Below are 23,616 nucleotides of genomic sequence, written 5' to 3'. Positions count from 1 at the left end.
CGAGATTCCAGGGACTTCCCGCCGCGTAGGCAGCGAAGGCCCTGACAGCGCTGAAAGAGTCGAACACGCAGGTCAGGGCCCATCCCCTCAGCACTCGATGATGTTGACCGCCAGTCCGCCCCGCGCCGTCTCCTTGTACTTCACGCTCATGTCCGCGCCGGTCTCCTTCATCGTCTTGATGACCTTGTCGAGGGAGACCTTGTGGCTGCCGTCGCCGCGCATCGCCATGCGGGCCGCCGTGACGGCCTTGACCGCAGCCATACCGTTGCGCTCGATGCAGGGGATCTGGACCAGACCGCCGACCGGGTCGCAGGTCAGGCCGAGGTTGTGCTCCATGCCGATCTCGGCCGCGTTCTCGACCTGTTCGGGCGTGCCACCCAGTACCTCCGCGAGCGCGCCCGCCGCCATCGAGCAGGCCGAGCCGACCTCGCCCTGGCAGCCGACCTCCGCCCCGGAGATGGACGCGTTCTCCTTGAAGAGCATGCCGATCGCGCCCGCGGCGAGCAGGAAGCGCACGACACCGTCCTCGTCGGCGCCGGGCACGAAGTTGATGTAGTAGTGCAGGACCGCGGGGATGATGCCCGCGGCGCCGTTCGTCGGTGCCGTGACCACGCGGCCGCCTGCCGCGTTCTCCTCGTTCACCGCCATCGCGTAGAGGGTGATCCACTCCATGGCGCGGGACAGCGGGTCGCCCTCGGCACGCAGCTGGCGGGCGGTGACCGCCGCACGCCGGCGGACCCTGAGGCCGCCCGGCAGGATGCCCTCACGGGACATGCCGCGCGAGACGCACGCCTGCATCACCCGCCAGATCTCCAGCAGGCCCTCGCGGATCTCCTCCTCCGTGCGCCAGGCCCGCTCGTTGTCCAGCATCAGCGAGGAGATCGACAGGCCCGTCTCCTTCGTCAGGCGCAGCAGCTCGTCGCCCGTGCGGAACGGATACTTGAGCACCGTGTCGTCCAGCTTGATGCGGTCCGCGCCGACCGCGTCCTCGTCGACGACGAAGCCGCCGCCCACGGAGTAGTACGTCTTCGACAGCAGCTCGGTCCCGGAGGCGTCGTACGCCCACAGCGTCATGCCGTTCGCGTGGTAGGGGAGCGTCTCGCGCCGGTGCAGGATCAGGTCGTCGTCGAAGGAGAACGCGATCTCGTGCTCGCCGAGCAGCCGGATCCGGCCGGCGGCCTTGATGTCCTCCGCTCTCCGGTCGGCGGTCTCCACGTCCACCGTGCGCGGAGAGGCGCCCTCCAGGCCGAGAAGCACCGCCTTGGGCGTGCCGTGGCCATGGCCGGTGGCGCCGAGCGAGCCGTACAGCTCCGCCCGTATGGACGCGGCCGAGTTCAGGAGGCTCTCATTGCGCAGCCGCAGGGCGAACATGCGCGCCGCGCGCATGGGGCCGACCGTGTGGGAGCTGGACGGGCCGATACCGATCGAGAACAGGTCGAAGACCGAGATGGCCACCGTGACTCCTCAGGTACAGGGGTGGTGCAGGGGGCGGGGCACCGCGCACGACGAGTGTGCCTCCAGTGTGCGCGATGCCCCGAGGTGCCTTACTTCCGGAGGTCCGGGTACAGCGGGTGCTTGTCGGCCAGGGCCGTCACCCGGGCCTTCAGCGCCTGTGCGTCGTAGGACGGCTTGAGCGCCTCCGCGATGACGTCCGCGACCTCGGCGAAGTCATCGGCCGTGAAGCCGCGGGTCGCCAGGGCGGGCGTGCCGATGCGCAGACCCGAGGTGACCATCGGCGGGCGCGGGTCGTTCGGGATCGCGTTGCGGTTGACCGTGATGCCCACCTCGTGGAGCCGGTCCTCGGCCTGCTGTCCGTCGAGCTCGGAGTCGCGCAGGTCGACGAGGACGAGGTGCACATCGGTGCCGCCGGACAGGACGTCCACGCCGACGGCCCTGACGTCGTCCTTCACCAGACGCTCGGCAAGGATCCTCGCGCCCTCCAGAGTCCGCCGCTGCCGCTCCTTGAACTCCTCGGAGCTCGCGATCTTGAAGGCGACCGCCTTGGCGGCGACCACGTGCTCCAGCGGGCCACCCTGCTGACCGGGGAAGACCGCCGAGTTGATCTTCTTGGCGAGCTCGGCGGTGGACAGGATCACGCCACCGCGCGGGCCGCCCAGCGTCTTGTGGGTCGTGGTGGTGACCACATGGGCGTGCGGCACCGGGTTCGGGTGCAGGCCCGCGGCCACCAGGCCGGCGAAGTGCGCCATGTCGACCATGAGGTACGCCCCGACCTCGTCCGCGATCCGGCGGAAGGCGGCGAAGTCCAGCTGCCGCGGGTAGGCCGACCAGCCCGCCACGATCAGCTTCGGCTGGTTCTCCTTGGCCAGTCGCTCGACCTCGTCCATGTCGACGACGCCGTCGTCGCCGACATGGTAGGCGACCACGTTGTAGAGCTTGCCGGAGAAGTTGATCTTCATGCCGTGGGTCAGGTGCCCGCCGTGCGCGAGGTTGAGACCCATGATCGTGTCGCCGGGCTGCAGCAGCGCGAACATCGCGGCCGCGTTGGCCTGCGCGCCGGAGTGCGGCTGCACATTGGCGTGCTCGGCGCCGAAGAGCTCCTTGATGCGATCGATGGCGATCTGCTCGACCACGTCGACGTGCTCACAGCCGCCGTAGTAGCGGCGGCCGGGGTAGCCCTCGGCGTACTTGTTGGTGAGGACCGAGCCCTGCGCCTCCATGACAGCGACCGGAGCGAAGTTCTCCGAGGCGATCATCTCGAGGGTGGACTGCTGACGGTACAGCTCGGCGTCGACGGCGGCGGCGACGTCCGGGTCGAGCTCGTGCAGAGGAGTGTTCAGAAGCGACATGTGGTGCTGTTACTCCTCAGCCGGCGATGTGAGCGTCGTACTCGTCGGCGGAGAGCAGGTCCGCGGGCTCCTCCGCGATGCGCACCTTGAACAGCCAGCCGCCCTCGAACGGGGCGGAGTTCACCAGCGACGGGTCGTCGACCACGTCCTCGTTGACCGCCGTGACCTCGCCGCTGACCGGCGAGTAGAGGTCGCTCACCGACTTGGTCGACTCCAGCTCGCCGCAGGTGTCGCCCGCGGTCACTGTGTCACCGACCTCCGGGAGCTGGACGAACACGACATCGCCGAGCGCGTTGGCCGCGTGCTCCGTGATACCGACCGTCGCGACGCCGTCCTCGGCGGCCGACAGCCACTCGTGCTCCTTGCTGTAACGCAGCTGCTGGGGGTTGCTCATGGCCTGAATTCTCCTGTTGGGTCGGAGGAGTGGTGGTGAAGGGGGACTGGTGGAGACGCTCGTGAGCGGGGACGGACGCGAGCGGAGTCCCGTCCGTCCTGGGCCCAGTGTCTACTTCTGGCGCTTGTAGAACGGCAGCGCCACGACCTCGTACGGCTCGTGGCTGCCCCGGATGTCCACTCCGACCCCGGGCGTGCCGGGAGCGGAGTGCGCGGCGTCGATGTACGCCATCGCGATGGGCTTGCCCAGCGTGGGGGAGGGCGCACCGGAGGTGACCTCGCCGATCACCTCACCGCCGGAGACGACTGCGTACCCGGCGCGCGGGACGCGGCGGCCCTCGGCGATCAGGCCGACCAGGACGCGCGGCGGGTTCTGCTCGGCGCGCTCGGCGGCCCGCAGCAGTGCGGCGCGCCCCACGAAGTCACCCTCCTTCTCGAACTTCACGACGCGGCCCAGACCGGCGTCGAAGGGGGTCAGGGCCGTGGTGAGCTCGTGCCCGTACAGCGGCATGCCCGCCTCCAGGCGCAGCGTGTCCCGGCAGGAGAGCCCGCAGGGGGTGAGACCCACCGGTGCGCCCGCCTCCGTCAGCGCCAGCCACAGCTTCTCGGCGTGCTCGGGGGCCACGAACAGCTCGAAGCCGTCCTCCCCTGTGTAGCCGGTGCGGGCGATGAGCGCCGGGACCCCGGCGACCGTGCCGGGCAGCCCCGCGTAGTACTTCAGGCCGTCGAGGTCGGCGTCGGTCAGGGACTTCAGGATCCCGGGGGACTCGGGGCCCTGCACGGCGATCAGCGCGTAGGCGTCCCGGTCGTCGCGCACCACGGCATCGAAGCCGGCGGCCCGCTCCCCGAGCGCGTCCAGAACGACCTGGGCGTTGGAGGCGTTGGCGACGACCATGTACTCCTGCTCCCCGAGCCGGTACACGATCAGGTCGTCCAGGATGCCGCCGTCCTCCTGGCAGATCATGGTGTAGCGGGCGCGGCCGACGCCGACGGAGGAGATGTTGCCGACCAGGGCGTGGTCGAGGAGCCGGTTCGCCTCGGGCCCGGTCACCGTGATCTCACCCATGTGCGAGAGGTCGAACAGTCCCGCCTTGGTACGTACGGCGACGTGCTCGTCACGCTCGGAGCCGTACCGCAGGGGCATGTCCCAGCCGGCGAAGTCGGTCATCGTCGCGCCCAGCGAACGATGCAGGGCATCGAGCGCGGTACGGCGCAGGGGGCTGTTGCTGCTCATCGGTTGTGCTCCCAGGGCAACGGGGTCCCTCGCACGGACGAAGCCGAGCGCAGGGGAGGGCGAGGTCGTTCCTCCCCATCTGTCATCGGAACCTGAGAGGTTCGCCATGACTCCCGCGGCGGGTGGTCACGGTTTGCACCTTGGGTGGAGCCACCAGAAGGGGCCCGCTTTCCAGATGTGCCTCGCCCGCGCGGTATCGGGGCCTGAGAGATTCAAGGGAGGGACTTGCTCCTTCGGCGTCCGGGCACAGGCGTGCAGCCGGAACTCTCCCGCGCGGATTCAAGCGGCCGGTATGCAGTTGGCGCGCACATCATTGCACGCATCGTCCGATGGTGGCAGGGCCGCATCTGTGACCGGCCTGTGGCGGCACGAGGATGAAAACGAGAGACCTGAGCATTACCTTCTCTTTACAATCGGCGGGCAGGCAACTTCCCGACCCATGGGGAGGGAGATGACGGTGAACAGGACCACGGCGTACGCCACGACCTCGGGCCTCGCGGTGCCCGAGCAACCCGGTGCCCCGGCGCGGGGGGCCTGCGGACCGCTGCGGAATGCCGTGGTCCGCGATCTGCGCGACCGCGGGGGCCGCAGTCCGCACGGGCTCATCTTCGAAGCGGGCGACGTCGTCGTCGTCACCGGTCTGCCCGGCAGCGGCAAGTCCACTCTGATGCGGCGTGCCGTGCGGGGTGCCCGGGTCGACTCCCAGGACACCCGGGACCGCTGGGACACACGCCTGGCCCGCTTCCTTCCCTACGCGGTCTACCGCCCCCTCGTCCGCATGGCGCACTACGCGGGTCTGCGCCGCGCGCTGCGCGCGGGCACCGGGCTGGTGGTGCACGACTGCGGCACACAGTCCTGGGTGCGCGGCTGGCTGGCCCGCGAGGCCCGGCGCCGCGGGGGCACGCTCCGGCTGCTTGTGCTCGACGTCCCCGTGGACACGGCTCTGGAGGGGCAGCAGGCGCGCGGCCGCGGAGTCTCGCGGTACGCGTTCCTCAGGCACCGCAGGGCCACCCGCCACTTGCTGTGCTCCGTCGAGCAGGGCCGACTGCCGGAGGGCTGCGGCTCGGCGGTGCTGCTCGACCGGGACGCGGCGGACGTCCTGCGCCGGATCGACTTCGCGGCGAAGTGACCGTCCAGGAGCAACCGCTAGGCTTTTCTGCCACGGCAGTAGTTCTGAGCAGGCGGTAAGCAGATGGATTTTCCGGCGGACCTCCCCGCGGACTTCCCCCCACAGGCACACCCCCATCCGCACGGCGGATGGCCGGGCAACGAGCTGGAGGAGGTGCTCTCCGCCTCCCTCGGCGTCCCCGGGGCCGGCGGCCGGATCATCGAGGTCCTCGGGCGCAGCTTCCTCTGGGTGCCGCTGCCCGGTGACGGCGGCCCGCACAGCGGCCCCCTGGACCTGCCCACGCTGGAGATCGAGGGCCAGGTCTACGTCCCGGTTTTCAGCTCGGAGGAGCAGTTCCGCCAGGTGGTCGGCAACCACATGTCGTACACGATCGCTCCCGCCGTCGAGTTCGCCCGCGGGCTGCCCCCGCAGGTCGGTATCGCGGTCAACCCCGACGGAGTGGTCGGCGTGCCGCTGCCGCCGGACGCGGTGGCCGAGCTGTGCCGCGTCGGGCTGACCTCACTGGACGGGCTCGTGAGCGGTGGCCGGGTCCGCCTCTTCGAACCCGACTGGCAGGACGAACCGGTGGATTTCCTCGCCGCCGCCTCGTCCGAGTTCGAGGCGACCGGTGTGGTGCTCAGCGCGCGCCGCGGCCTGGCCGCCATCGAGTCCGCCGACCCGGTGATGTTCATAGGCGTCGAGCTCGGCCCCTCGGGGACCGACGGACGGACCCTTGCGCTGGACGCGCTCGGCCGGGCGCTCGGCAGGGTGCCGGTGAAGACACCGGTGAACATGGTGTTCCTGGACGTGGCACAGGACCCGGTGGGGGACTGGATGCGGGAGCGGGTGCGGCCCTTCTACCAGTACGGTTACTGAACCGCTCGCGAGCGCGGCGCGCGAAGCCCGGACGATGTCGCGCGGCGCGCGTCAAGTCGCTGTCGAGATGGCGCCTTAACCTGGTTTCATGGCCCGAGCGGGGGAAGCTCGTGTCCGGCCGGGGGCCGCCCCGCGGTGTGACCGCATGGGGGTGTGGTGTCCCCGGGCAAGGGAGAATGGCTCGGTCGGGGTGGTGCGGCTCGGTTCGCGCCCATACTCCGGAGGCATCTGCGGGGTTGTCGGGTTCGTGGTGAAGGGGCGGTAGAGGGTGAGCGCGTCGGGCACGGCAGCGGCCGGGCAGGTCGAGCACATGCTGCGCCAGGTGACGCCCGGGCGTTACGACGCCTACGAGGCGCTCCTGCGCGCGCTCGCGACCCCGTCGTCCGGCCAGGTCTGGATGCTGCTCTGGCACGGCCAGGCCGGTGCCCCGGACGCCCAGTACGGGAACATGGAGGTGGACGGCCACGGCTACGCACCGTGTGTCACCTCCGCCCAGGAACTCTCGGCCAGCGGCTGGAACCGTTCGTACGAAGTGGTCGACGGCCTCGACGTCGCCCGCACCCTCTACCCCGACCACTACGGGCTGTGGCTCAACCCGCATGCGCCGGGCGGCGGCGTCGGCATTCCCTGGCTGGACCTGCGCCGGATCGCCACCGGTCTCGAGCGCCAGCCCGCGGGGCCGCTGCGGCTGTCCGAACCGGCCGTCGAGATCCCGCAGTTCTACGCCCTCCTCGCACAGAACGCGCACCGTACGCCGGCCGTCCGCTCGCTGCGCCGGGCCTGGGTGCAGCCCGCCCTCGGCGCGCCGTACCTGGCGATCGGCCTGGACGTGTACGACACCTCGCCGCCCGCCGTCGACTCGGTGCGCGCGATGATGCAGCAGTCGATCGCCGCCGTGCCCGAGGGCCTGCCCGTGTCGACCGTCGCGATGTCCGACGAGTACGACCCCGTGGTGATGTGGCTTCGCGCCAGTGCCCGCCCGTTCTACGACCGTGAGTCCCACGCGGCCCCGGTCCAGGCCCCCGCGGCCGGCGGCTACGGCTATCCGCCGGTCGGCAGCGGCTATTGATCCTCAAGGATCGGTACCGCCGGTCGGGTGGGCAGACCGAAGCCGTATGGATGCCACTTTGCGCGCATAGATGTGGGTGAAGAGTCCGGTTCTGTTTTGGAATGCCCTAACTAGCCGTCGTTCGACGCCCGTTACCCGCTGTCCGGATAACGGAACGTCCCAGACGGCATCACGTTTAGGCATCCATTCACCGTCAAGTCTGGCAACAGATCGCCAAAGCGTTGAAGACTCCCGCTCCAAGGGGCATTCGCCCCTGTGTACGACGGACTGATCATGCCGCCACAGCGGCAAGTGCGGGCCGGCTATCGCCGGTTGAGAGGGGTCCCTGCCAGATGACGGCACCAATGCACGACGCAGCCGCCGAGACCGCGGTCGCCGATGTCACCGCCGACGTCCCGGCCAAGGAGATCGAGGGCAGGTCGCCCGGGCGTATCGCCTGGACCCGGCTGAAGCGCGACAAGATCGCTCTCACCGGCGGTGTGATCGTGGTGTTCCTGATCCTGGTCGCGGTGTTCGCGCCGTGGATCGTGGACCTGTTCGGCCACCCGCCGAACGAGTTCCACGAGAACCTGATCGACCCGAACCTCGGTACGCCCAAGGGCAGCTTCGGCGGTATGAGTTCCGACTTCCTGCTAGGCGTGGAGCCGACCAACGGCCGCGACGTGTTCAGCCGGATCGTCTACGGCGCCCGGATATCCCTGCTGGTGGCCTTCCTCGCGGCCGCCGTCTCCGTGTTCCTGGGCAGCCTGCTCGGCGCCACGGCCGGCTTCTTCGGCGGCTGGGTCGACACCGCCATCAGCCGCACCATGGACGTTCTGCTGGCCTTCCCGCAGCTGCTCTTCACCATCGCGCTCGTCTCCGTGGTCCCCAACTCGCTGTGGGGCCTGACCGGCACCGGGGTTCGGATGGGCGTCCTCGTCGTCGTCATCGGCTTCTTCGGCTGGCCCTACATCGGCCGTATCGTGCGCGGCCAGACGATTTCGCTGCGTGAGCGGGAGTTCGTCGAGGCGGCCCGCAGCCTGGGTGCCGGCCGCGGCTACATCCTCCGTAGGGAGCTGCTGCCCAACCTGGTCGCGCCGATCCTCGTCTACACCACGCTGATCATCCCGACCAACATCCTCACCGAGGCGGCCCTGAGCTTCCTGGGCGCGGGCGTCAAGCCGCCCACGGCCTCCTGGGGAAAGATGCTCTCGGACGCGATCGACACCTACCAGGCGGACCCGACGTACATGGTGGTCCCCGGTCTGGCGATCTTCATCACCGTTCTTGCGTTCAACCTCTTCGGCGACGGGCTGCGTGACGCCCTCGACCCGAAGGGCAGCTGAACCACCCGATCTGCCTGCCTACCGGCCGGCGGCAGCAATGAATACCTCTGACCGCATCCGCGTGTCACGGGTGATACCAATTCACGGAGGTTGCAACACAGTGAAGCGTCAAAGGAAGGCGATCGCCCTTGCGGCAATGGTCGCGGCTGTGTCGCTGACCGCTGCCGCATGTGGCGGCGGGGGGAGTGACGACAAGTCCTCCTCCACGAACAAGGCGTTGGGGTTCGACGCCCTCACCAAGGGCAAGGTCCTCAACCCGTCGACGAAGAAGGGCGGGACGCTGAAGCTGATGTCCCCCCAGGACGTCGACTTCATGGACCCGACCCGCGCCTACTACGGCTTCGTGTGGGACATCCAGCGGCTGTACGTGCGCCAGCTGCTCGCCACCGACTCCAAGCCGGGCGCGGCCGGCAACCAGCTGGTCCCGGACCTGGCCGCGGCGATGCCGGAGGTCAGCGCCGACGGCAAGACCTACACCTTCAAGCTGAAGGACGGCATCAAGTTCGACGACGGCACGGCGATCACCTCGAAGGACGTCAAGTACGGCATCGAGCGCCAGTTCGCTCAGGACGTGCTGTCCGGCGGTCCGACGTACCTGATCAACGTGCTGGACCAGGGTCAGAAGTACCCCGGCCCGTACAAGGACACCGACCCGGACAAGCTGGGCCTGAAGTCCGTCCAGACGCCGGACGACAAGACGATCGTCTTCAAGCTGAAGGACGCCAACTCGGACTTCCCGTACATGCTGGCGATGGGCAGCGCCTCGCCGGTGCCCAAGGCCAAGGACGACGGCGCCAAGTACAACAACCACCCGGTGGCGTCCGGCCCCTACAAGGTCGAGTCCTTCACGCCGGGCAAGGGTGCCGTCTTCGTCCGCAACACCAACTGGGACCCGAAGACCGACACGATCCGCACGGGCCTGCCCGACCGGATCGAGTTCACGCCCACCACGAACCCGGATGACGAGGACAGCCGTCTGCTGAGCGGCTCCATCGACTACGACATCAACGGTTCGGGTGTGCAGCAGGCCGCCAAGATCAAGATCCTGCAGAACCAGAAGCTGAAGGCCAACGCGAGCAACCCGCACACGGGTTACATCCGCTACATGGTCTTCCCGCAGACGGTGAAGCCGTTCGACAACATCCACTGCCGCAAGGCGGTCATCTACGCGGCCGAGCCGACCTCGCTGCAGACCGCGCGTGGCGGCCCCACCAGCGGTGACCTGGGCGCCAACATGCTGCCCACCGGGATCGCGGGCTCCGAGGGCAAGTCCTACGACCCGTACGGCCTGACGGACGGCAAGCCGGACGTCGCCAAGGCGAAGGAAGAGCTCAAGGCCTGCGGCAAGGAGGGTGGCTTCAAGACCACCATCGCGGTCCGCAACAACCGTGAGCCCGAGGTCAAGACCGCCGAGTCGCTGCAGGCCTCGCTGAAGGCGGTCGGCATCGACGCCGCCATCGACCAGTACGACGGCAAGCTCTCCTCCTCCGTGATCGGTGCTCCCGACAACGTGAAGAAGAAGAACTACGGCATCATCGTCATGGGCTGGGGCGCCGACTACCAGACCGGTGCGGGCTTCCTCCAGGCGCTGGTCGACGGCCGGTTCATCCTGGACAACGGCAACAACAACTACTCGATGCTCAACGACAAGACCGTCAACGGGTTGTTCGACAAGGCCGCGGCCGCCAAGTCCCCCGAAGAGGCGGGCGAGTTCTACAAGCAGATCAACCACAACATCATGGAGAAGGCGCTCTACCTGCCGATCAACTTCGACAAGGCGCTGGTCTATGTGAACCCCCGACTGAAGAACGTCTTCCTCAGCGAGGGCCAGGGCGGTCGCCTCGACCTCGCCGTCGTGGGTGTCAACTGACCGACATGCGGGTCCTTCACCACGCATAGCTAGTTCGAAGGGCAGGTGAAGGCCGCAGGCGGGTGGCTGCCGCCCCCACAAGGGGCGGCAGCCACCCGCCGATCGGCCGACTGCAGTGATCGTCTATCTCATCCGGCGTCTGATCAACGTCGTCGTCATGCTCTGGGTGGTCTCCCTGGTCACCTTCGGCATCTTCTTCGCGGTGCCGAAACTGACCGGTACCGACCCCGCCCTGATGTTCGCGGGCCGGGAGACCAACGCGACCGCCATCGAGGGCATCCGTCACAAGATGGGCTTCGACAAGCCGATCTATGTGCAATACGGCCAGTACATGAAGGGCATCGTCGCGGGCCGTGACTACGACAACGGCTCGGACAAGACGCACTGCCCGGCCCCGTGCTTCGGCTACTCCTTCAAGACCGAGCAGCCCGTGTGGGAAACCCTGAAGGAGGCGCTGCCCGTCACGTTCTCGCTGGCTGTGGGAGCGGCGGTGCTCTGGGTCCTCGGCGGTGTCGCCACCGGCGTCATCTCGGCGCTGCGCAGACGCACGGTCCTGGACCGCGTGACCATGATCACGGCCCTGGCCGGCGTCTCGCTCCCCATCTACTTCACGGGGCTGGTGGCCAGCGCGGTCGTGGTCTACTCCCTGGGCTGGATGGACTCGATCGACTACGTACCGATCGAACAGGGGCCCCTTGAATGGGCCAAGAACCTGCTCCTGCCATGGATCACCCTGGCCTTCCTGTTCGCGGCCACATACGCGCGCCTCACCAGAGCGACGATGCTGGAGATCCTCGGCGAGGACTACATCCGCACGGCCCGGGCCAAGGGCCTCAAGGAGAACGTCGTCATCGGCAAGCACGCGCTGCGTGCCACGCTCACCCCGATCATCACCATCTTTGGCCTGGACCTGGGGCAGTTGCTGGGCGGCGCGGTGCTGACGGAGAAGACGTTCAACCTGAGAGGGCTCGGATACCAGGCGGTCACGGCCATTGATGGCGGCGACCTGCCCGTCATCATGGGGGTGACACTCTTCGCCGCCCTCTTCATCGTCGTGGCGAACCTGATTGTGGACCTGCTGTACGCGGTCGTTGACCCGCGTGTGAGGCTGACATGAGCAACGAGAACCCCTCCACCGAGTCCACCGTCGAGCCCGTCGTCGGCGGTGCGGCCGGGCTCGTCGTGGACATCGAGCCGCCGACCCCGGCGTTCCTCTCGGTCCGCGATCTCAAGGTGCACTTCCCGACCGACGACGGCCTGGTCAAGTCCGTCGACGGGCTGTCCTTCGACCTCGAGCGCGGCAAGACGCTCGGCATCGTGGGCGAGTCCGGGTCCGGCAAGTCCGTCACCTCGCTGGCCATCATGGGCCTGCACCGCACCGGCCACACCCGGTCCCGCCCGGAGATCAGCGGCGAGATCTGGCTGGACGGCCAGGAGCTGCTCGGGGCGAGCCCGGACAACGTGCGCCGGCTGCGTGGCCAGAAGATGGCGATGATCTTCCAGGATCCGCTGTCGGCCATGCACCCGTACTACACGGTCGGCCACCAGATCATCGAGGCCTACCGGATCCACACCAAGGTGGACAAGAAGGCGGCCCGTCGGCACGCCATCGAGCTGCTCGACCGCGTCGGCATCCCCGAGCCGGACAAGCGGGTGGACTCCTACCCGCACGAGTTCTCCGGCGGTATGCGCCAGCGCGCCATGATCGCCATGGCGCTGGCCAACAACCCCGAGCTGCTCATCGCGGACGAGCCCACCACTGCGCTGGACGTCACCGTGCAGGCGCAGATCCTGGACCTGATCCGGGACCTGCAGAAGGAGTTCGGCTCCGCGGTCATCATGATCACCCACGACCTGGGCGTGGTGGCCGAGCTGGCCGACAACATCCTGGTGATGTACGGCGGCCGTTGCGTCGAGCGCGGCCCCGCCGAGAAGGTGTTCTACGAGCCCCGCCACCCCTACACCTGGGGCCTGCTCGGCTCGATGCCGCGCCTGGACCGCGAGCAGCAGGAGCGCCTCATCCCGGTCAAGGGCTTGCCGCCCTCCCTCATCAACGTCCCGTCCGGCTGCGCCTTCAACCCGCGCTGCCCGTACGCGGACATCCCGAAGGACGACCTCACCCGCACGGTCCGCCCCGAACTGACCGAGGTCGGCAGCCAGCACTGGGCCGCCTGCCACATGAGCAAGGAGCAGCGGGAGCGTATCTGGACCGAAGAGATTGCGCCGAAGCTGTGAGCGAGGACAAAGCTGTGACGATTCCTGGCCAGAGCGACGGCAGCGTGGTCACCACCAAGGACGCCGCCCCCGGCGAGACCCTGCTGAAGGTGACCGGGCTCCAGAAGCACTTCCCGATCCGCAAGGGCCTGCTCCAGCGGCAGGTCGGCGCGGTGCGCGCGGTCGACGGCCTCGACTTCGAGGTCAAGGCCGGTGAGACGCTCGGCGTGGTGGGCGAGTCGGGCTGCGGCAAGTCGACGATGGGCCGGCTGATCACCCGGCTGCTCGAACCGACCGCCGGCACGGTCGAGTTCGAGGGCAAGGACATCACGCATCTCGGTGTCGGCGGGATGCGTCCCCTGCGCCGCGATGTGCAGATGATCTTCCAGGACCCGTACTCCTCGCTGAACCCGCGTCACACCATCGGCACGATCATCGGCGCCCCCTTCAAGCTGCAGGGCGTCACTCCCGAGGGCGGCATCAAGAAGGAAGTGCAGCGGCTGCTGTCGGTGGTCGGCCTCAACCCCGAGCACTACAACCGCTACCCGCACGAGTTCTCCGGCGGCCAGCGCCAGCGCATCGGCATCGCCCGCGCGCTCGCGCTCAACCCGAAGCTCGTGGTGGCGGACGAGCCGGTCTCCGCGCTGGACGTGTCGATCCAGGCGCAGGTCGTCAACCTTCTCGACGACCTCCAGCAGGAGCTGGGCCTGACGTACGTGATCATCGCGCACGACCTCTCGGTCGTCCGGCACGTCTCGGACCGGATCGCGGTGATGTACCTCGGCAAGATCGTCGAGCTGGCCGACCGCGACTCGCTGTACAGGGCGCCGATGCACCCGTACACCAAGGCGCTCATGTCGGCGGTGCCGATCCCGGACCCGAAGCGCAAGAGTGCCAAGAGCGAACGCATCCTGCTCCGGGGCGACGTGCCCTCGCCGATCTCCCCGCCAAGCGGCTGCCGCTTCCACACGCGGTGCTGGAAGGCGACGGAGATCTGCCGGACGACCGAGCCGCTGCTCCTCGAGCTGAAGCCGGGGCAGCGGGTGGCCTGCCACCACCCGGAGAACTTCGAGGACCAGGCCCCGCAGGACACGGTGCTGCTGTCCGACGCCAAGGAAGCGGCGGAGCTGGTGCCGGAGGAGGTGCTCGAGGAATCGGCCCAGACGTCGGCGGCGGTGGCCGCCGAGGTGGAGGCCGAGGCCACCTCGAAGCAGCCGGCCGAGGGCGCCACCGAGGAGACCGCGGCTGACGGGCCCGAGGGAGCCGCGGCCGCCGAGCCGGAGGAGTCCACGGCCGCCGCGGCCGAGGCTGAGTCCGACGCCGAGGCATCGGCCGACGCCCCGGAGGAGCCCGACGCCTCCGAGGAATCCGACGAGTCCGAGCCTGCCGCCGGCGGGGGCGTCTCCGAGGCATCCGGCGACTCCGGCAAGCCCGAGGCATCGGCGGGACAGGAGTCAACCGACAAGTAACGCATGACGAGTTGGCAAAGTCATGCACATGACCGAACGGGAGAGCGCAGAGTCTGGCGTGTCCGTCTGATCGACAGCACGCTCGAAGGGACGACTCATGGCACTCTCCCGTTCGGCACGCTTAGGGGTTCTCGTCACCGCGGCGGCCTCCTTCCTCGCCATCGCCGCCTCCTCCGCTCCCGGTCCGGGAGCCGACGGCATCGGTGACCCCTACTTCCCGCAACTGGGCAACGGCGGCTTCGACGCCCGCCACTACGCGCTCGACGTGGCGTACGACCCGGACACCGACCGGCTCGACGGCCGTACGACGATCACGGCCCGTGCCACCCGAAGCCTCTCGTCCTTCGACCTCGACCTGCAGAAGCTTCAGGTCACGGGGATCGAGGTGAACGGCAGACGCGCCCCGTTCACGCGCGAGGGCGACGAGATCCGCATCACCCCGCGCGGCGTCCTGCCCAAGGGCCGGGACTTCACGGTCACCGTCACCTACGGCGGGGTCCCGGAACCGCTCGGCGGTCCCATCGTCTTCGGCTCCAACTACGGGTGGATGAAGACCTCCGACGGAGTCTTCGTCGCCTGCGAGCCCAACGCCGCCTCCACCTGGTTCCCGTCCAGCGACCACCCCGCGGACAAGGCCACCTACGACATCCGTATCACGGCACCCAAGGGCCTGACCGCCGTCTCCAACGGCCGCCTGATGTCGACGTACGACAAGGACGGCCGGACCGTGACCCACTGGCGCGAGTCCAGGCCGATGGCGACCTACCTGGCGACGGCGACCATCGGCAGGTTCGACGTGAAGACCGGGAAGACCCCGTCGGGCATTCCGATCTACGTCGCCATCGACCCCGTCCTGGCGAACAGCAACAACGTCGACGTGTACGCCGTCACCGCCGAGGCCACCGACTACTGGTCCAAGATCTTCGGGCCTTACCCCTTCGAGGAGACCGGCGCCATCGTCGACGACATGCCGGAGGCCGGCTTCTCGCTCGAGGTGCAGTCGAAGCCGGCGTATTCGGCCGTCCGCTCGGAGTCGACCATCGTGCACGAGCTCGCCCACCAGTGGTTCGGCGACTCGGTCTCGGTGGAGCGCTGGAAGGACATCTGGCTCAACGAGGGCTTCGCGACATACGCCCAGTGGCTGTGGGCCGAGCACAGGGGCACCGCCTCGGCGCACGACTCCTTCCTCGCGGGGTACGACGCCCGCCCCGCCGACAGCTCGTTCTGGCAGGTCACGGTGGCCGACCCGCAGCGTGACACCATGTTCGCCTCTGCGGTCTACCAGCGGGGCGCGATGACCCTCCAGGCGCTGCGCGAGCGCATCGGCGACACCGCGTTCTTCAAGCTCCTGCCGGCCTGGGCCGAGCTCCACCGGTACGGCAACGCGAACACCGCCGATTTCATGCGGCTCGCGGAGAAGATCTCCGGACAGCAGCTCGACGACCTGTTCCAGAAGTGGCTCTTCACGACGGGGAAGCCCGCTCTGTAACCGAGGCGTTTCACTGTTTTCACCTTGCTTTGTAAGGCGCGCCGTCGTCGATGGGTGAGAATGTAGGGGTGCTCCAGCAATTGTTCAGCCCCTCCGTCCAGCACACGCTGGATCTCGTCGGCATCTTCGTCTTCGCGATATCCGGCGCGCTGCTGGCCGTCCGAAAGAACTTCGACGTCTTCGGCATCGCCGTGCTCGCCGAGGTCACCGCGCTGGGCGGAGGGCTGTTCCGCGACGTGGTCATCGGTGCCGTGCCGCCTGCCGCCTTCACCGACCTGGGGTACTTCCTGACCCCGCTGCTCGCCGCCCTGCTGGTCTTCTTCCTCCACCCGCAGGTGGAGCGCATCCAGGTCGCCGTCAACGTCTTCGACGCGGCCGGCCTCGGCCTGTTCTGCGTCGCCGGCACGACGAAGGCCTACGACCATGGGCTCGGCCTCACCTCGTCCGCCGCCCTGGGCCTGGCCACAGCCGTGGGTGGCGGCGTCCTGCGCGATGTCCTGGCCAACGAGGTGCCCTCACTGCTGCGGTGGGACAGGGACCTGTACGCGGTACCCGCGATCGTCGGCGCCGCGATGGTGGCGATGTGCATCCGCTACGACGTGCTGACGCCCTTCACCTCCGGGCTCGCCGTGATCACCGCTTTCGTACTGCGGCTGCTGGCGATGAGGTTCCACTGGCGAGCGCCGCGGGCCTGGAACCGCCGCTCCACGGTCGCCGAGGAATAGTCCCGGCGGCGGCCTTGCCGGTCATCCGCTGGGTCAGCCAGGTGAACACGTACGGGATCTGCGGCCGCCACAGGGCCATGTTGTGACCGCCCGCGCTGCGCGGGATCAGCACCGCCCGGACCGTCGTCGGCGGCTTGGCGATCGCCTGCAGCGCCGAGGCGGCCTGGTAACCGTCGCCCTGCTGGCCGGACAGGTACAGGGAGATGCGGGGCGGGGTGCGGTAGCCCCTCAGCAGGAAGTACGGGTTGTTCTCCCGGCGCAGCAGGAGGCTCCGTGCGGCCAGTGAGCGGCGTTCGCCGATCGGGTCGTTGTAGCCGGACAGGCTGATCGCGGCCCGGTAGCGGTCGGGGTGCGCGACGACGAGCTTGGTGGCGCAGTGCGCACCGGCGGAGTAGCCCGCTGTCGCCCAGCCGTCGGGTGCGGACTCGGCGCGGAAGTTGTCCGTCACCATCTTGGGCACGTCGATGCTGAGCCAGGTGTCGGCGTTCACGGTGCCCGGGATGTTCGCACAGCCCGTGTCGACCTTGGCGATGAGATTGGTGCGCGGGGCCACGAGGATGAACGGTGCCACCTGCCTGTTGCGCATCAGCGGCAGTAGCTGCTCGTGCACCTTCAGTGATCCGAACCAAGCCCTCGCCGAGCCGGGGTATCCCGACAGCAGCTCCACGACCGGGAACTTCCTGTTGCGGTAGGCGGGCTCGTCGTACTGCGGCGGCAGCCAGACGTAGACCTCGGCCTCGATGCCGGACACCCGGCCCCTGAGCTGGGTGACGCGCACCCCGCCGGCCGCCTGCATGCCGGGGCCGTCGGCCGGCGAGAACGTCTGGTGCACCTTGGGCAGCGCCTTGACCTGGATCCCGCCCGTGCCGTCCTTGCCGAGGTCGGCGGCCTGCTGTACGTGGTTGCCCGTGCCGAGGAGGTCCGCCCAGTTGTCGTAGAGGTTGTTGGCGTTGTTGACCAGGACGAAGACCAGAGTGACCGCCGTCATCTGGGCGAACAGCAGCATCAGTACACGGCCGGCGTGCCGCAGCAGCACGGGGCCGCGGATCCGGGACCACAGGAGCAGCGGCAGGACGAGGGCGACTGTCACAAGGGCGATCGACGTGAAGAGGAACGGCGTCCCGGTCAGACTCATCGGCGTATCCGGCTCTTCCTGTGAACGTGCGGATCAGGCTGTACGTCTTCTGAGAGGGAAAGCGGGGGCCATCGGTCACGGACGAGTTCGGACACTTACCGAGAAATTGCCAAAATCTCACCTATGGATGGCCGGATCCATGCAGGTTCGGCGGAAGGTCATCCAGCCGCAACCGTGAAAGCTACTGCTTAGTAATTTCTTGTTGTACCGTTCAGGCATGCCAGAAGCAGCTACCGCACAGGCCGCGCGCGCCACGATCGGTGACAGCGAGTTCGACCGGGACACCGCCGTCACCCTCCGGGAGCCCGGCGTCCACGAGATCGATCTCTCCGCCGGCTGGACGATCATCAACGCCGTCAACGGCGGCTATCTGCTGGCCGTTCTGGGTCGCGCCCTCGCGGACGCCCTGCCGCACCCCGACCCGTTCACCATCTCCGCGCACTACCTCACCGCCTCCCAGCCGGGCCCGGCGGTGATCCGCACGGACGTCGTCCGCGCCGGCCGCACCCTCTCCACCGGCCAGGCGTCCCTCTTCCAGTACGACGAGGAGGGCAACGAGGTCGAACGGATCCGTGTCCTCGCCTCGTACGGCGATCTGGACTCCCTGCCCGACGACGTCCGCACAAGCGCGAAGCCCCCCGCCTTCCCGCCCATGGACCAGTGCTTCGGCCCCGAGGACGGCCCGGCGCCGGTCTCCGGCAGTTCGGCCATCACCGACCGGCTGATGCTCAAGCTCGATCCCACGACGCTCGGCTGGGCGCTCGGCTCGCCGTCCGGGAAGGGTGAGATGAGGGCGTGGTTCGGGCTGGCCGACGGCCGTGACGCGGACCCGCTGTCCTTGCTGCTCGCGGTGGACGCCCTGCCGCCCACCGCCTTCGAGCTCGGGATCTCGGGCTGGGTGCCGACCGTCGAGCTGACCGTGCATGTGCGGTCCCGCCCGGCACCCGGCCCGCTGCGGGTTTCGATCACCACGCGTAACCTCGCCGGCGGCTTCCTGGAGGAGGACGCCGAGGTCTGGGACAGCGCGGACCGTCTGGTCGCCCAGTCCCGGCAGCTGGCACGGGTCCGGCTCGCCTCCTGAGCCCCGCCCGGCCCGCGAACCGGAGCGAGAGCCGCACCCCGGAGGGTGCGGCCGTGCCGACCCGCTGTCGGCGGGCGGCCGAGCGTGGGCCGTGCTGCGCTCGACGGCCTCGGCGCCGGTCGCGACCCCGGACCACATGATGTCCGGGGCGCCCCGTTCAGTCCTGCCAGTGGTGGCGGCCGATGCCGACGAGCCGCAATCGCTGTGTCGCCGTCCGGGCCACCCGCTCCCGCTCCTCGGCGGGGCCCTCCATCGCCTCCAGGAACTGGGAGGCGGTCATGAGCATCTGGTCGACGTACAGACCCGCGAGCATCAGCAGATCCCCATCGCTCCAGCCCGCGGACTCGGGGTGTTCGGCCAGCGCCACTTTCACCTCCTCGGAGAACCGGGCCAGTTGGTGCCGGATCGCCTCCCGCACCGGCTGGACACCGCCGTGCCGCTCACGTGCGATGAAGCGCACGTGGGCGGGGTACGCGTCGACGTGACGGGCGATCAGATCGACGGCGCGTGCGATGCGTTCGTCGCTGTCGCCGGTCGCGGAAACCGTGGACTCGATCATCGGGTGGAGGCTGCCGAGCGCCTCCTCGACCAGTTCCACCCCGAGGTCCGCGATCGATCGGAAGTGCCGGTAGAAGGCGGTCGGAGCGACACCGACGGCTCGGGTGACCTCGCGCAGGCCCAGGCTGCTCAGGCTCTGTTCCTCCAGTAGCCCCAACGCCGCGTCCAGGAGCGCCTGCCGGGTCTTCTGCTTCTGGGCCTGCCGGACGCCGAGGGTGTGACTCATGCCATGCAGTCAACAACTGTTCTCTGGAATTGACCAGCCGCCGGACGCGCTAGACTCATGAGTCAGTGAACAGGCGTTACCACAAGCGTTCACCGAACTGTCATGAGAGGCATACCGGAGGGGATCCGATGCTGTTCCTCGTCGCCGCACTCCTGCTGCTGGGCATGGTGATGGGCACCGTGGCCCACACCCCGCTGCCCGTCACCCTCGTCGCCGCCGGCCTGATCGCCGTGTGGCTCGTGATCTTCGCGATCCGCGAGCGGCACGGCCGCAGGCGCCAGACGTCCGCCCACTGATCCGCGCACACGAACCGACCGTCGGGAGCTGACGCATCATGCACCTCACTGCCGCACGAACCGCACACACCAAGGGCGGCGTCGCACCGGCCCGCGCCGAGGACAGCCGCGACGCGGACGGCATGGCCGTCGCGTCCTTCATCCTGGGCCTGCTCGGCCTCCTCGTACTGAACGTCCTCCTCGGGCCCATCGCGATCACCCTGGCCACCGTGGCCCTGTGGCGCGGTACCGGGCGCCGGGGCCGCGCGATCCTGGGTCTGGGCCTGGGCGTCGCGGACCTGGTGGTCCTCGTGACAGCCATACAGCTGGACCACACCGTGTCCTGGAGCCTGTAGGCGGCGGCCCGCACGCCGACGGCCGGACCCGCGGACGACGGGCCGACCGCCGGCGCCCGTATCAGGGGCTCCGGGGCTCAGGACGCGAAGGGCAGGCCCGTAGAATCAAACTCACCATGGCTTACCTCGACCACGCCGCGACCACCCCGATGCTTCCCGAGGCGGTAGAGGCACTGACCGCACAGCTCGGCATCACCGGCAACGCCTCCTCGCTGCATGCTTCCGGCCGCCGTGCGAGACGAACCGTCGAAGAGGCGCGCGAGACCCTGGCCGAGGCACTGGTTGCCCGCCCGAGCGAGGTCGTCTTCACCGCCGGGGGCACAGAGGGCGACAACCTCGCCGTGAAGGGGCTGTACTGGTCCCGGCGCGACGCGTTCCCGGCCCGCACCCGAGTCCTCTCCAGCCCCGTCGAACACCACGCCGTCCTCGACGCGGTGCACTGGCTCGGCGAACACGAAGGTGCCACGGTCGAATACCTGCCCGTCGACGCCTACGGCCGCGTCCATCCGGAGGCCCTGCGTGAGGCCATCGCCCGCAACCCCGAGGACGTCGCCCTCGTCACGGTCATGTGGGCCAACAACGAGATCGGCACGGTCCTGCCGGTCCGTGAACTCGTGGAAGTCGCGGGGGAGTTCGACATCCCGGTGCACTCCGACGCGGTCCAGGCCTTCGGTCAGGTCCCGGTCGACTTCGAGGCCTCCGGGCTCGCCGCGATGACCGTTTCAGGCCACAAGATCGGCGGTCCGTACGGTATCGGTGCGCTGATCCTCGGCCGCCAGTACAGCCCCGTCCCGGTACTGCACGGCGGCGGACAGGAACGTCATGTGCGCTCCGGCACCCTCGATGTGCCGGCCATCGCCTCCTTCGCCGTTGCCGGACGGCTCGCCGCCGAGCAGCAGGAGTGGTTCGCCCGCGAGATCGGCGCCCTGCGCGACGATCTGATCGCGGCGGTCCGTTCAGCCGTCCCGGACGCGATCCTGGGAGGTGACCCGGTGCTCAGGCTCCCGGCCAACGCCCACTTCACGTTCCCCGGCTGCGAGGGCGACTCCCTGCTCCTGCTGCTGGACGCGCAGGGCATCGAGTGCTCCACGGGCTCCGCCTGCACGGCCGGGGTCGCCCAGCCGAGCCATGTCCTGCTGGCCGCCGGCGCCGATCCGGACCTGGCCCGCGGCACCCTGCGCTTCTCCCTGGGACACACGTCCACGGAGGCCGACGTGGAGGCGGTCGCCAAGGCGATCGGCCCCGCGGTGGAGCGAGCCCGCACGGCGGGGCTCACCTGAGGGCGGAGTCTGTGGTGTGGGTCACGTCCCGCGACGCTTGACCTGAGGGCGGTGCAAGGCGTGGGGTCGAGTCGGGCGGAAGCCGTGCACGCCGATCCCGGCCGATGCGGGGCTGTGCGCCTCCACTCCACGGCATTGAAGCCTATTCGACGTTCACCAGGTCGTTTGTGAAGCGTGGGACGCCTCGGACCCATGTTTCGAGAAGGCCGCCCGCAGTATCTGTGAGGTGTGATGTGTGTCACATCCTTGGCCGGCTGGTCCGCCGTTACGTCCGGGCCGTCCGCGTCCGCCGTACGAGCCCCATGTAGCGGCCCCAGTCCCAATGAGGGCCCGGATCCGTGTGGTCCGTGCCCGGCACCTCCACGTGCCCGATGATGTGCTCCCGGTCGACGGGTATGCCGTAGCGCCCGCAGATCGCGGCCGTGAGCCGCGCCGACGCCTCGTACATGGCGTCCGTGAACGAGGAGGCGCGCTCGATGAATCCCGCGTGCTCGATGCCGACGCTCCGCTCGTTGTACGACCGGTTGCCCGCGTGGAACGCCACGTCCAGTTCGCGGATCATCTGCGTGACGCTGCCGTCCCCGCGCACGATGTAGTGGGCCGCCGCGCCGTGCCCCGGGTTCTGGAACGCCCGCACCGCGCTGCGGTAACCGCCCTGGGTGACGTGGATGACCACGCGGTCTATGCCGTAGTCGGCGGGCCGGTCGGCGCGCCGCAGGTTCGCCGGCGAGGCCGCCACCCACCGGGCGCCCCGGAAGTCGACCGCGCCCTCCACGCGGTCCTTCTCGACGCCGGGAAGCCGCCACCACAGATGTGCGAGCTCCTCCCGCGCCAGCGCGGCCGTGCCCACCGCGGCCGCCGCACCTCCGACGATCAGCGCCCTGCGCCCGAGCCGCCGGTCGCCGTCCTTCCCCGCCCTGCGATCCCCCATGCGATCTTCAACGGATACGCGCGCGCTCCGGTTCCCTCCGGCCCCGTACTCTTGAAGGGCTATGACTGAGACTCCGCAGCGTCCCCTCCGCGTCCTCGCCGCCATGTCCGGCGGGGTCGACTCCGCCGTCGCCGCCGCCCGCGCCGCCGAAGCGGGCCACGACGTCACCGGCGTCCACCTCGCGCTGTCCGCGAACCCGCAGTCCTTCCGTACGGGCGCGCGCGGCTGTTGCACCATCGAGGACTCGCGCGACGCCCGCCGCGCCGCGGACGTCATCGGCATCCCGTTCTACGTCTGGGACCTCGCCGATCGGTTCCGTGAGGACGTGGTGGAGGACTTCGTCGCCGAGTACGAGGCCGGGCGCACCCCGAACCCGTGCCTGCGCTGCAACGAGAAGATCAAGTTCGCCGCGCTGCTCGACAAGGCCCTCGCCCTCGGCTTCGACGCGGTCTGCACGGGTCACTACGCCAAGGTCGTCACCCTCGAGGACGGGACGCGCGAGCTGCACCGGGCCTCCGACATGGCGAAGGACCAGTCGTACGTCCTCGGGGTCCTCGACGACAAGCAGTTGGCGCACGCGATGTTCCCGCTCGGCGACACGGTCACCACCAAGGACGAGATCCGTGCGGAGGCCGAGCGCCGGGGCCTCGCGGTCGCCAAGAAGCCCGACTCGCACGACATCTGCTTCATCGCGGACGGCGACACGCAGGGCTTCCTCGCCCGACGGCTCGGCAAGGCCGAGGGCGACATCGTCGACGAGTCCGGTGCCAAGCTGGGCACGCACGAGGGCGCGTACGGCTTCACGATCGGCCAGCGCAAGGGCCTCAGGCTCGGCACCCCCGCACCCGACGGCAAGCCGCGCTACGTCCTGGACATCTCCCCGGTGAACAACACGGTCACGGTCGGCCCGGCGTCCGCCCTGGACGTCAGCGGCCTGACGGCGATCAAGCCGCGCTGGTGCGGCGCCGCCCCGGTCGGCTCCGCCACCTACACCGCTCAGTTGCGCGCCCACGGCGGCGAGACCGAGGTCACCGCGGAACTCGTCGACGGCGAACTCCAGGTCGACTTCACCGAACCGGTCCGGGGTGTCGCCCCCGGACAGGCCATCGTTCTGTACGACGGCACGCGTGTGGTGGGGTCGGCGACGATCGCGTCCACCACGCGCGCGGCGAGCGCGATGGCGTGACCGCCCGCC

Annotated in this window: 22 protein-coding genes and 2 riboswitches; of the genes, 15 read left to right on the top strand and 7 right to left on the bottom strand. The window is 69.2% G+C overall.

Annotated features, from left to right (window positions below):
- Positions 1-87 precede the first annotated feature (87 nt).
- From VXC91_RS05940 to gcvT, 4 genes are all read right to left on the bottom strand, one after another.
- Positions 88-1,455, bottom strand: coding sequence for an L-serine ammonia-lyase (locus VXC91_RS05940; RefSeq protein WP_329505617.1), 1,368 nt, complete (start codon positions 1,453-1,455; stop codon positions 88-90).
- An 89-nt stretch (positions 1,456-1,544) separates the two neighbouring features.
- Positions 1,545-2,807 (bottom strand): serine hydroxymethyltransferase, encoded by a 1,263-nt coding sequence (gene glyA, locus VXC91_RS05935; protein ID WP_329505615.1) that lies wholly within the window; start codon positions 2,805-2,807, stop codon positions 1,545-1,547.
- Positions 2,808-2,823: 16 nt separating this feature from the next.
- Positions 2,824-3,201: a glycine cleavage system protein GcvH gene (gene gcvH / locus VXC91_RS05930; protein ID WP_329505613.1), complete on the bottom strand. Its 378-nt coding sequence runs from the start codon at positions 3,199-3,201 to the stop codon at positions 2,824-2,826.
- Between the two features lie 111 nt (positions 3,202-3,312).
- Positions 3,313-4,434: a glycine cleavage system aminomethyltransferase GcvT gene (gene gcvT, locus VXC91_RS05925; RefSeq protein ID WP_329505612.1), complete on the bottom strand. Its 1,122-nt coding sequence runs from the start codon at positions 4,432-4,434 to the stop codon at positions 3,313-3,315.
- Between the two features lie 69 nt (positions 4,435-4,503).
- A riboswitch (glycine riboswitch) is annotated at positions 4,504-4,615 on the bottom strand.
- A riboswitch (glycine riboswitch) is annotated at positions 4,616-4,716 on the bottom strand.
- Positions 4,717-4,885: 169 nt separating this feature from the next.
- Here gcvT and VXC91_RS05920 point away from each other — a divergent pair.
- From VXC91_RS05920 to VXC91_RS05875, 10 genes are all read left to right on the top strand, one after another.
- Positions 4,886-5,563, top strand: coding sequence for an AAA family ATPase (locus tag VXC91_RS05920; protein ID WP_329505611.1), 678 nt, complete (start codon positions 4,886-4,888; stop codon positions 5,561-5,563).
- A 63-nt stretch (positions 5,564-5,626) separates the two neighbouring features.
- Entirely contained in the window at positions 5,627-6,418 is a 792-nt protein-coding gene (locus tag VXC91_RS05915; RefSeq protein ID WP_329505610.1) for an enhanced serine sensitivity protein SseB, read from the top strand.
- 268 nt (positions 6,419-6,686) lie between these two features.
- Positions 6,687-7,487 carry an enhanced serine sensitivity protein SseB C-terminal domain-containing protein gene (locus VXC91_RS05910; RefSeq protein WP_329505608.1) on the top strand — a complete coding sequence of 267 codons (801 nt, stop codon included), beginning with the start codon at positions 6,687-6,689 and terminating at the stop codon, positions 7,485-7,487.
- Between the two features lie 332 nt (positions 7,488-7,819).
- Positions 7,820-8,812, top strand: a complete 993-nt coding sequence (locus VXC91_RS05905) for an ABC transporter permease (RefSeq protein WP_329505606.1) — start codon at positions 7,820-7,822, stop codon at positions 8,810-8,812.
- A gap of 136 nt (positions 8,813-8,948) precedes the next feature.
- Positions 8,949-10,682 (top strand): ABC transporter substrate-binding protein, encoded by a 1,734-nt coding sequence (locus VXC91_RS05900; RefSeq protein WP_329505663.1) that lies wholly within the window; start codon positions 8,949-8,951, stop codon positions 10,680-10,682.
- Positions 10,683-10,797: 115 nt separating this feature from the next.
- Positions 10,798-11,799 carry an ABC transporter permease gene (locus VXC91_RS05895; protein WP_329505604.1) on the top strand — a complete coding sequence of 334 codons (1,002 nt, stop codon included), beginning with the start codon at positions 10,798-10,800 and terminating at the stop codon, positions 11,797-11,799.
- Entirely contained in the window at positions 11,796-12,917 is a 1,122-nt protein-coding gene (locus tag VXC91_RS05890; protein ID WP_329505603.1) for an ABC transporter ATP-binding protein, read from the top strand. The genes VXC91_RS05895 and VXC91_RS05890 overlap by 4 nt, the downstream gene beginning before the upstream one ends.
- 14 nt (positions 12,918-12,931) lie before the next feature.
- Entirely contained in the window at positions 12,932-14,365 is a 1,434-nt protein-coding gene (locus VXC91_RS05885; protein WP_329505602.1) for an ABC transporter ATP-binding protein, read from the top strand.
- 97 nt (positions 14,366-14,462) lie between these two features.
- Entirely contained in the window at positions 14,463-15,854 is a 1,392-nt protein-coding gene (locus VXC91_RS05880) for a M1 family metallopeptidase (protein ID WP_329505601.1), read from the top strand.
- Positions 15,855-15,922: 68 nt separating this feature from the next.
- Positions 15,923-16,579, top strand: coding sequence for a trimeric intracellular cation channel family protein (locus tag VXC91_RS05875; RefSeq protein ID WP_329505662.1), 657 nt, complete (start codon positions 15,923-15,925; stop codon positions 16,577-16,579).
- On the opposite strand, the gene VXC91_RS05870 is transcribed toward VXC91_RS05875, so the two are convergent.
- Positions 16,488-17,714 carry an alpha/beta hydrolase gene (locus tag VXC91_RS05870; protein ID WP_329505599.1) on the bottom strand — a complete coding sequence of 409 codons (1,227 nt, stop codon included), beginning with the start codon at positions 17,712-17,714 and terminating at the stop codon, positions 16,488-16,490. The genes VXC91_RS05875 and VXC91_RS05870 overlap by 92 nt on opposite strands.
- 217 nt (positions 17,715-17,931) lie before the next feature.
- Here VXC91_RS05870 and VXC91_RS05865 point away from each other — a divergent pair, with 217 nt between their 5' ends.
- Positions 17,932-18,795, top strand: a complete 864-nt coding sequence (locus VXC91_RS05865) for a thioesterase family protein (RefSeq protein WP_329505598.1) — start codon at positions 17,932-17,934, stop codon at positions 18,793-18,795.
- A 157-nt stretch (positions 18,796-18,952) separates the two neighbouring features.
- Here the strand turns inward: VXC91_RS05865 and VXC91_RS05860 are convergent, their stop codons facing one another.
- On the bottom strand, positions 18,953-19,579 hold the full coding sequence (locus VXC91_RS05860; RefSeq protein WP_329505597.1) for a TetR family transcriptional regulator: 627 nt from the start codon (positions 19,577-19,579) through the stop codon (positions 18,953-18,955).
- Positions 19,580-19,707: 128 nt separating this feature from the next.
- Here VXC91_RS05860 and VXC91_RS05855 point away from each other — a divergent pair, with 128 nt between their 5' ends.
- The 3 genes from VXC91_RS05855 to VXC91_RS05845 all read left to right on the top strand — a co-directional run bounded on the left by VXC91_RS05855 (position 19,708) and on the right by VXC91_RS05845 (position 21,490).
- Positions 19,708-19,875: a hypothetical protein gene (locus VXC91_RS05855; protein ID WP_329505596.1), complete on the top strand. Its 168-nt coding sequence runs from the start codon at positions 19,708-19,710 to the stop codon at positions 19,873-19,875.
- Positions 19,876-19,913: 38 nt separating this feature from the next.
- Positions 19,914-20,210, top strand: coding sequence for a DUF4190 domain-containing protein (locus VXC91_RS05850; protein ID WP_408057337.1), 297 nt, complete (start codon positions 19,914-19,916; stop codon positions 20,208-20,210).
- A gap of 116 nt (positions 20,211-20,326) precedes the next feature.
- Complete coding sequence (locus tag VXC91_RS05845) at positions 20,327-21,490, top strand: cysteine desulfurase family protein (RefSeq protein WP_329505595.1); 1,164 nt, start codon at positions 20,327-20,329, stop codon at positions 21,488-21,490.
- 265 nt (positions 21,491-21,755) lie between these two features.
- Here VXC91_RS05845 and VXC91_RS05840 read toward each other — a convergent pair whose 3' ends face one another.
- On the bottom strand, positions 21,756-22,421 hold the full coding sequence (locus tag VXC91_RS05840; RefSeq protein WP_329505594.1) for an N-acetylmuramoyl-L-alanine amidase: 666 nt from the start codon (positions 22,419-22,421) through the stop codon (positions 21,756-21,758).
- 61 nt (positions 22,422-22,482) lie between these two features.
- Between VXC91_RS05840 and mnmA the strand changes: the two genes are divergently transcribed.
- Positions 22,483-23,607 (top strand): tRNA 2-thiouridine(34) synthase MnmA, encoded by a 1,125-nt coding sequence (gene mnmA, locus VXC91_RS05835; RefSeq protein WP_329505593.1) that lies wholly within the window; start codon positions 22,483-22,485, stop codon positions 23,605-23,607.
- The last annotated feature ends 9 nt before the right edge of the window (positions 23,608-23,616 follow it).

The organism is Streptomyces chiangmaiensis (assembly GCF_036281785.1).
Classification (GTDB): domain Bacteria; phylum Actinomycetota; class Actinomycetes; order Streptomycetales; family Streptomycetaceae; genus Streptomyces; species Streptomyces chiangmaiensis.
The sequence above is the reverse complement of the archived record's forward strand: the minus strand, read 5'-3'. Positions and strand labels throughout refer to the sequence as shown.

What these genes read in the sequence shown, in the direction of transcription:
- VXC91_RS05915 (WP_329505610.1), top strand. Translation starts at nt 5,627, where the DNA reads ATGGATTTTCCGGCGGACCTCCCCGCGGACTTCCCCCCACAGGCACAC.
- VXC91_RS05880 (WP_329505601.1), top strand. Translation starts at nt 14,463, where the DNA reads ATGGCACTCTCCCGTTCGGCACGCTTAGGGGTTCTCGTCACCGCGGCG.
- mnmA (WP_329505593.1), top strand. Translation starts at nt 22,483, where the DNA reads ATGACTGAGACTCCGCAGCGTCCCCTCCGCGTCCTCGCCGCCATGTCC.
- gcvH (WP_329505613.1), bottom strand. Translation starts at nt 3,201, where the DNA reads ATGAGCAACCCCCAGCAGCTGCGTTACAGCAAGGAGCACGAGTGGCTG.
- VXC91_RS05840 (WP_329505594.1), bottom strand. Translation starts at nt 22,421, where the DNA reads ATGGGGGATCGCAGGGCGGGGAAGGACGGCGACCGGCGGCTCGGGCGC.
- VXC91_RS05845 (WP_329505595.1), top strand. Translation starts at nt 20,327, where the DNA reads ATGGCTTACCTCGACCACGCCGCGACCACCCCGATGCTTCCCGAGGCG.
- glyA (WP_329505615.1), bottom strand. Translation starts at nt 2,807, where the DNA reads ATGTCGCTTCTGAACACTCCTCTGCACGAGCTCGACCCGGACGTCGCC.
- VXC91_RS05920 (WP_329505611.1), top strand. Translation starts at nt 4,886, where the DNA reads ATGACGGTGAACAGGACCACGGCGTACGCCACGACCTCGGGCCTCGCG.
- gcvT (WP_329505612.1), bottom strand. Translation starts at nt 4,434, where the DNA reads ATGAGCAGCAACAGCCCCCTGCGCCGTACCGCGCTCGATGCCCTGCAT.
- VXC91_RS05900 (WP_329505663.1), top strand. Translation starts at nt 8,949, where the DNA reads ATGGTCGCGGCTGTGTCGCTGACCGCTGCCGCATGTGGCGGCGGGGGG.
- VXC91_RS05870 (WP_329505599.1), bottom strand. Translation starts at nt 17,714, where the DNA reads ATGAGTCTGACCGGGACGCCGTTCCTCTTCACGTCGATCGCCCTTGTG.
- VXC91_RS05860 (WP_329505597.1), bottom strand. Translation starts at nt 19,579, where the DNA reads ATGAGTCACACCCTCGGCGTCCGGCAGGCCCAGAAGCAGAAGACCCGG.
- VXC91_RS05905 (WP_329505606.1), top strand. Translation starts at nt 7,820, where the DNA reads ATGACGGCACCAATGCACGACGCAGCCGCCGAGACCGCGGTCGCCGAT.
- VXC91_RS05855 (WP_329505596.1), top strand. Translation starts at nt 19,708, where the DNA reads ATGCTGTTCCTCGTCGCCGCACTCCTGCTGCTGGGCATGGTGATGGGC.
- VXC91_RS05865 (WP_329505598.1), top strand. Translation starts at nt 17,932, where the DNA reads ATGCCAGAAGCAGCTACCGCACAGGCCGCGCGCGCCACGATCGGTGAC.
- VXC91_RS05850 (WP_408057337.1), top strand. Translation starts at nt 19,914, where the DNA reads ATGCACCTCACTGCCGCACGAACCGCACACACCAAGGGCGGCGTCGCA.
- VXC91_RS05890 (WP_329505603.1), top strand. Translation starts at nt 11,796, where the DNA reads ATGAGCAACGAGAACCCCTCCACCGAGTCCACCGTCGAGCCCGTCGTC.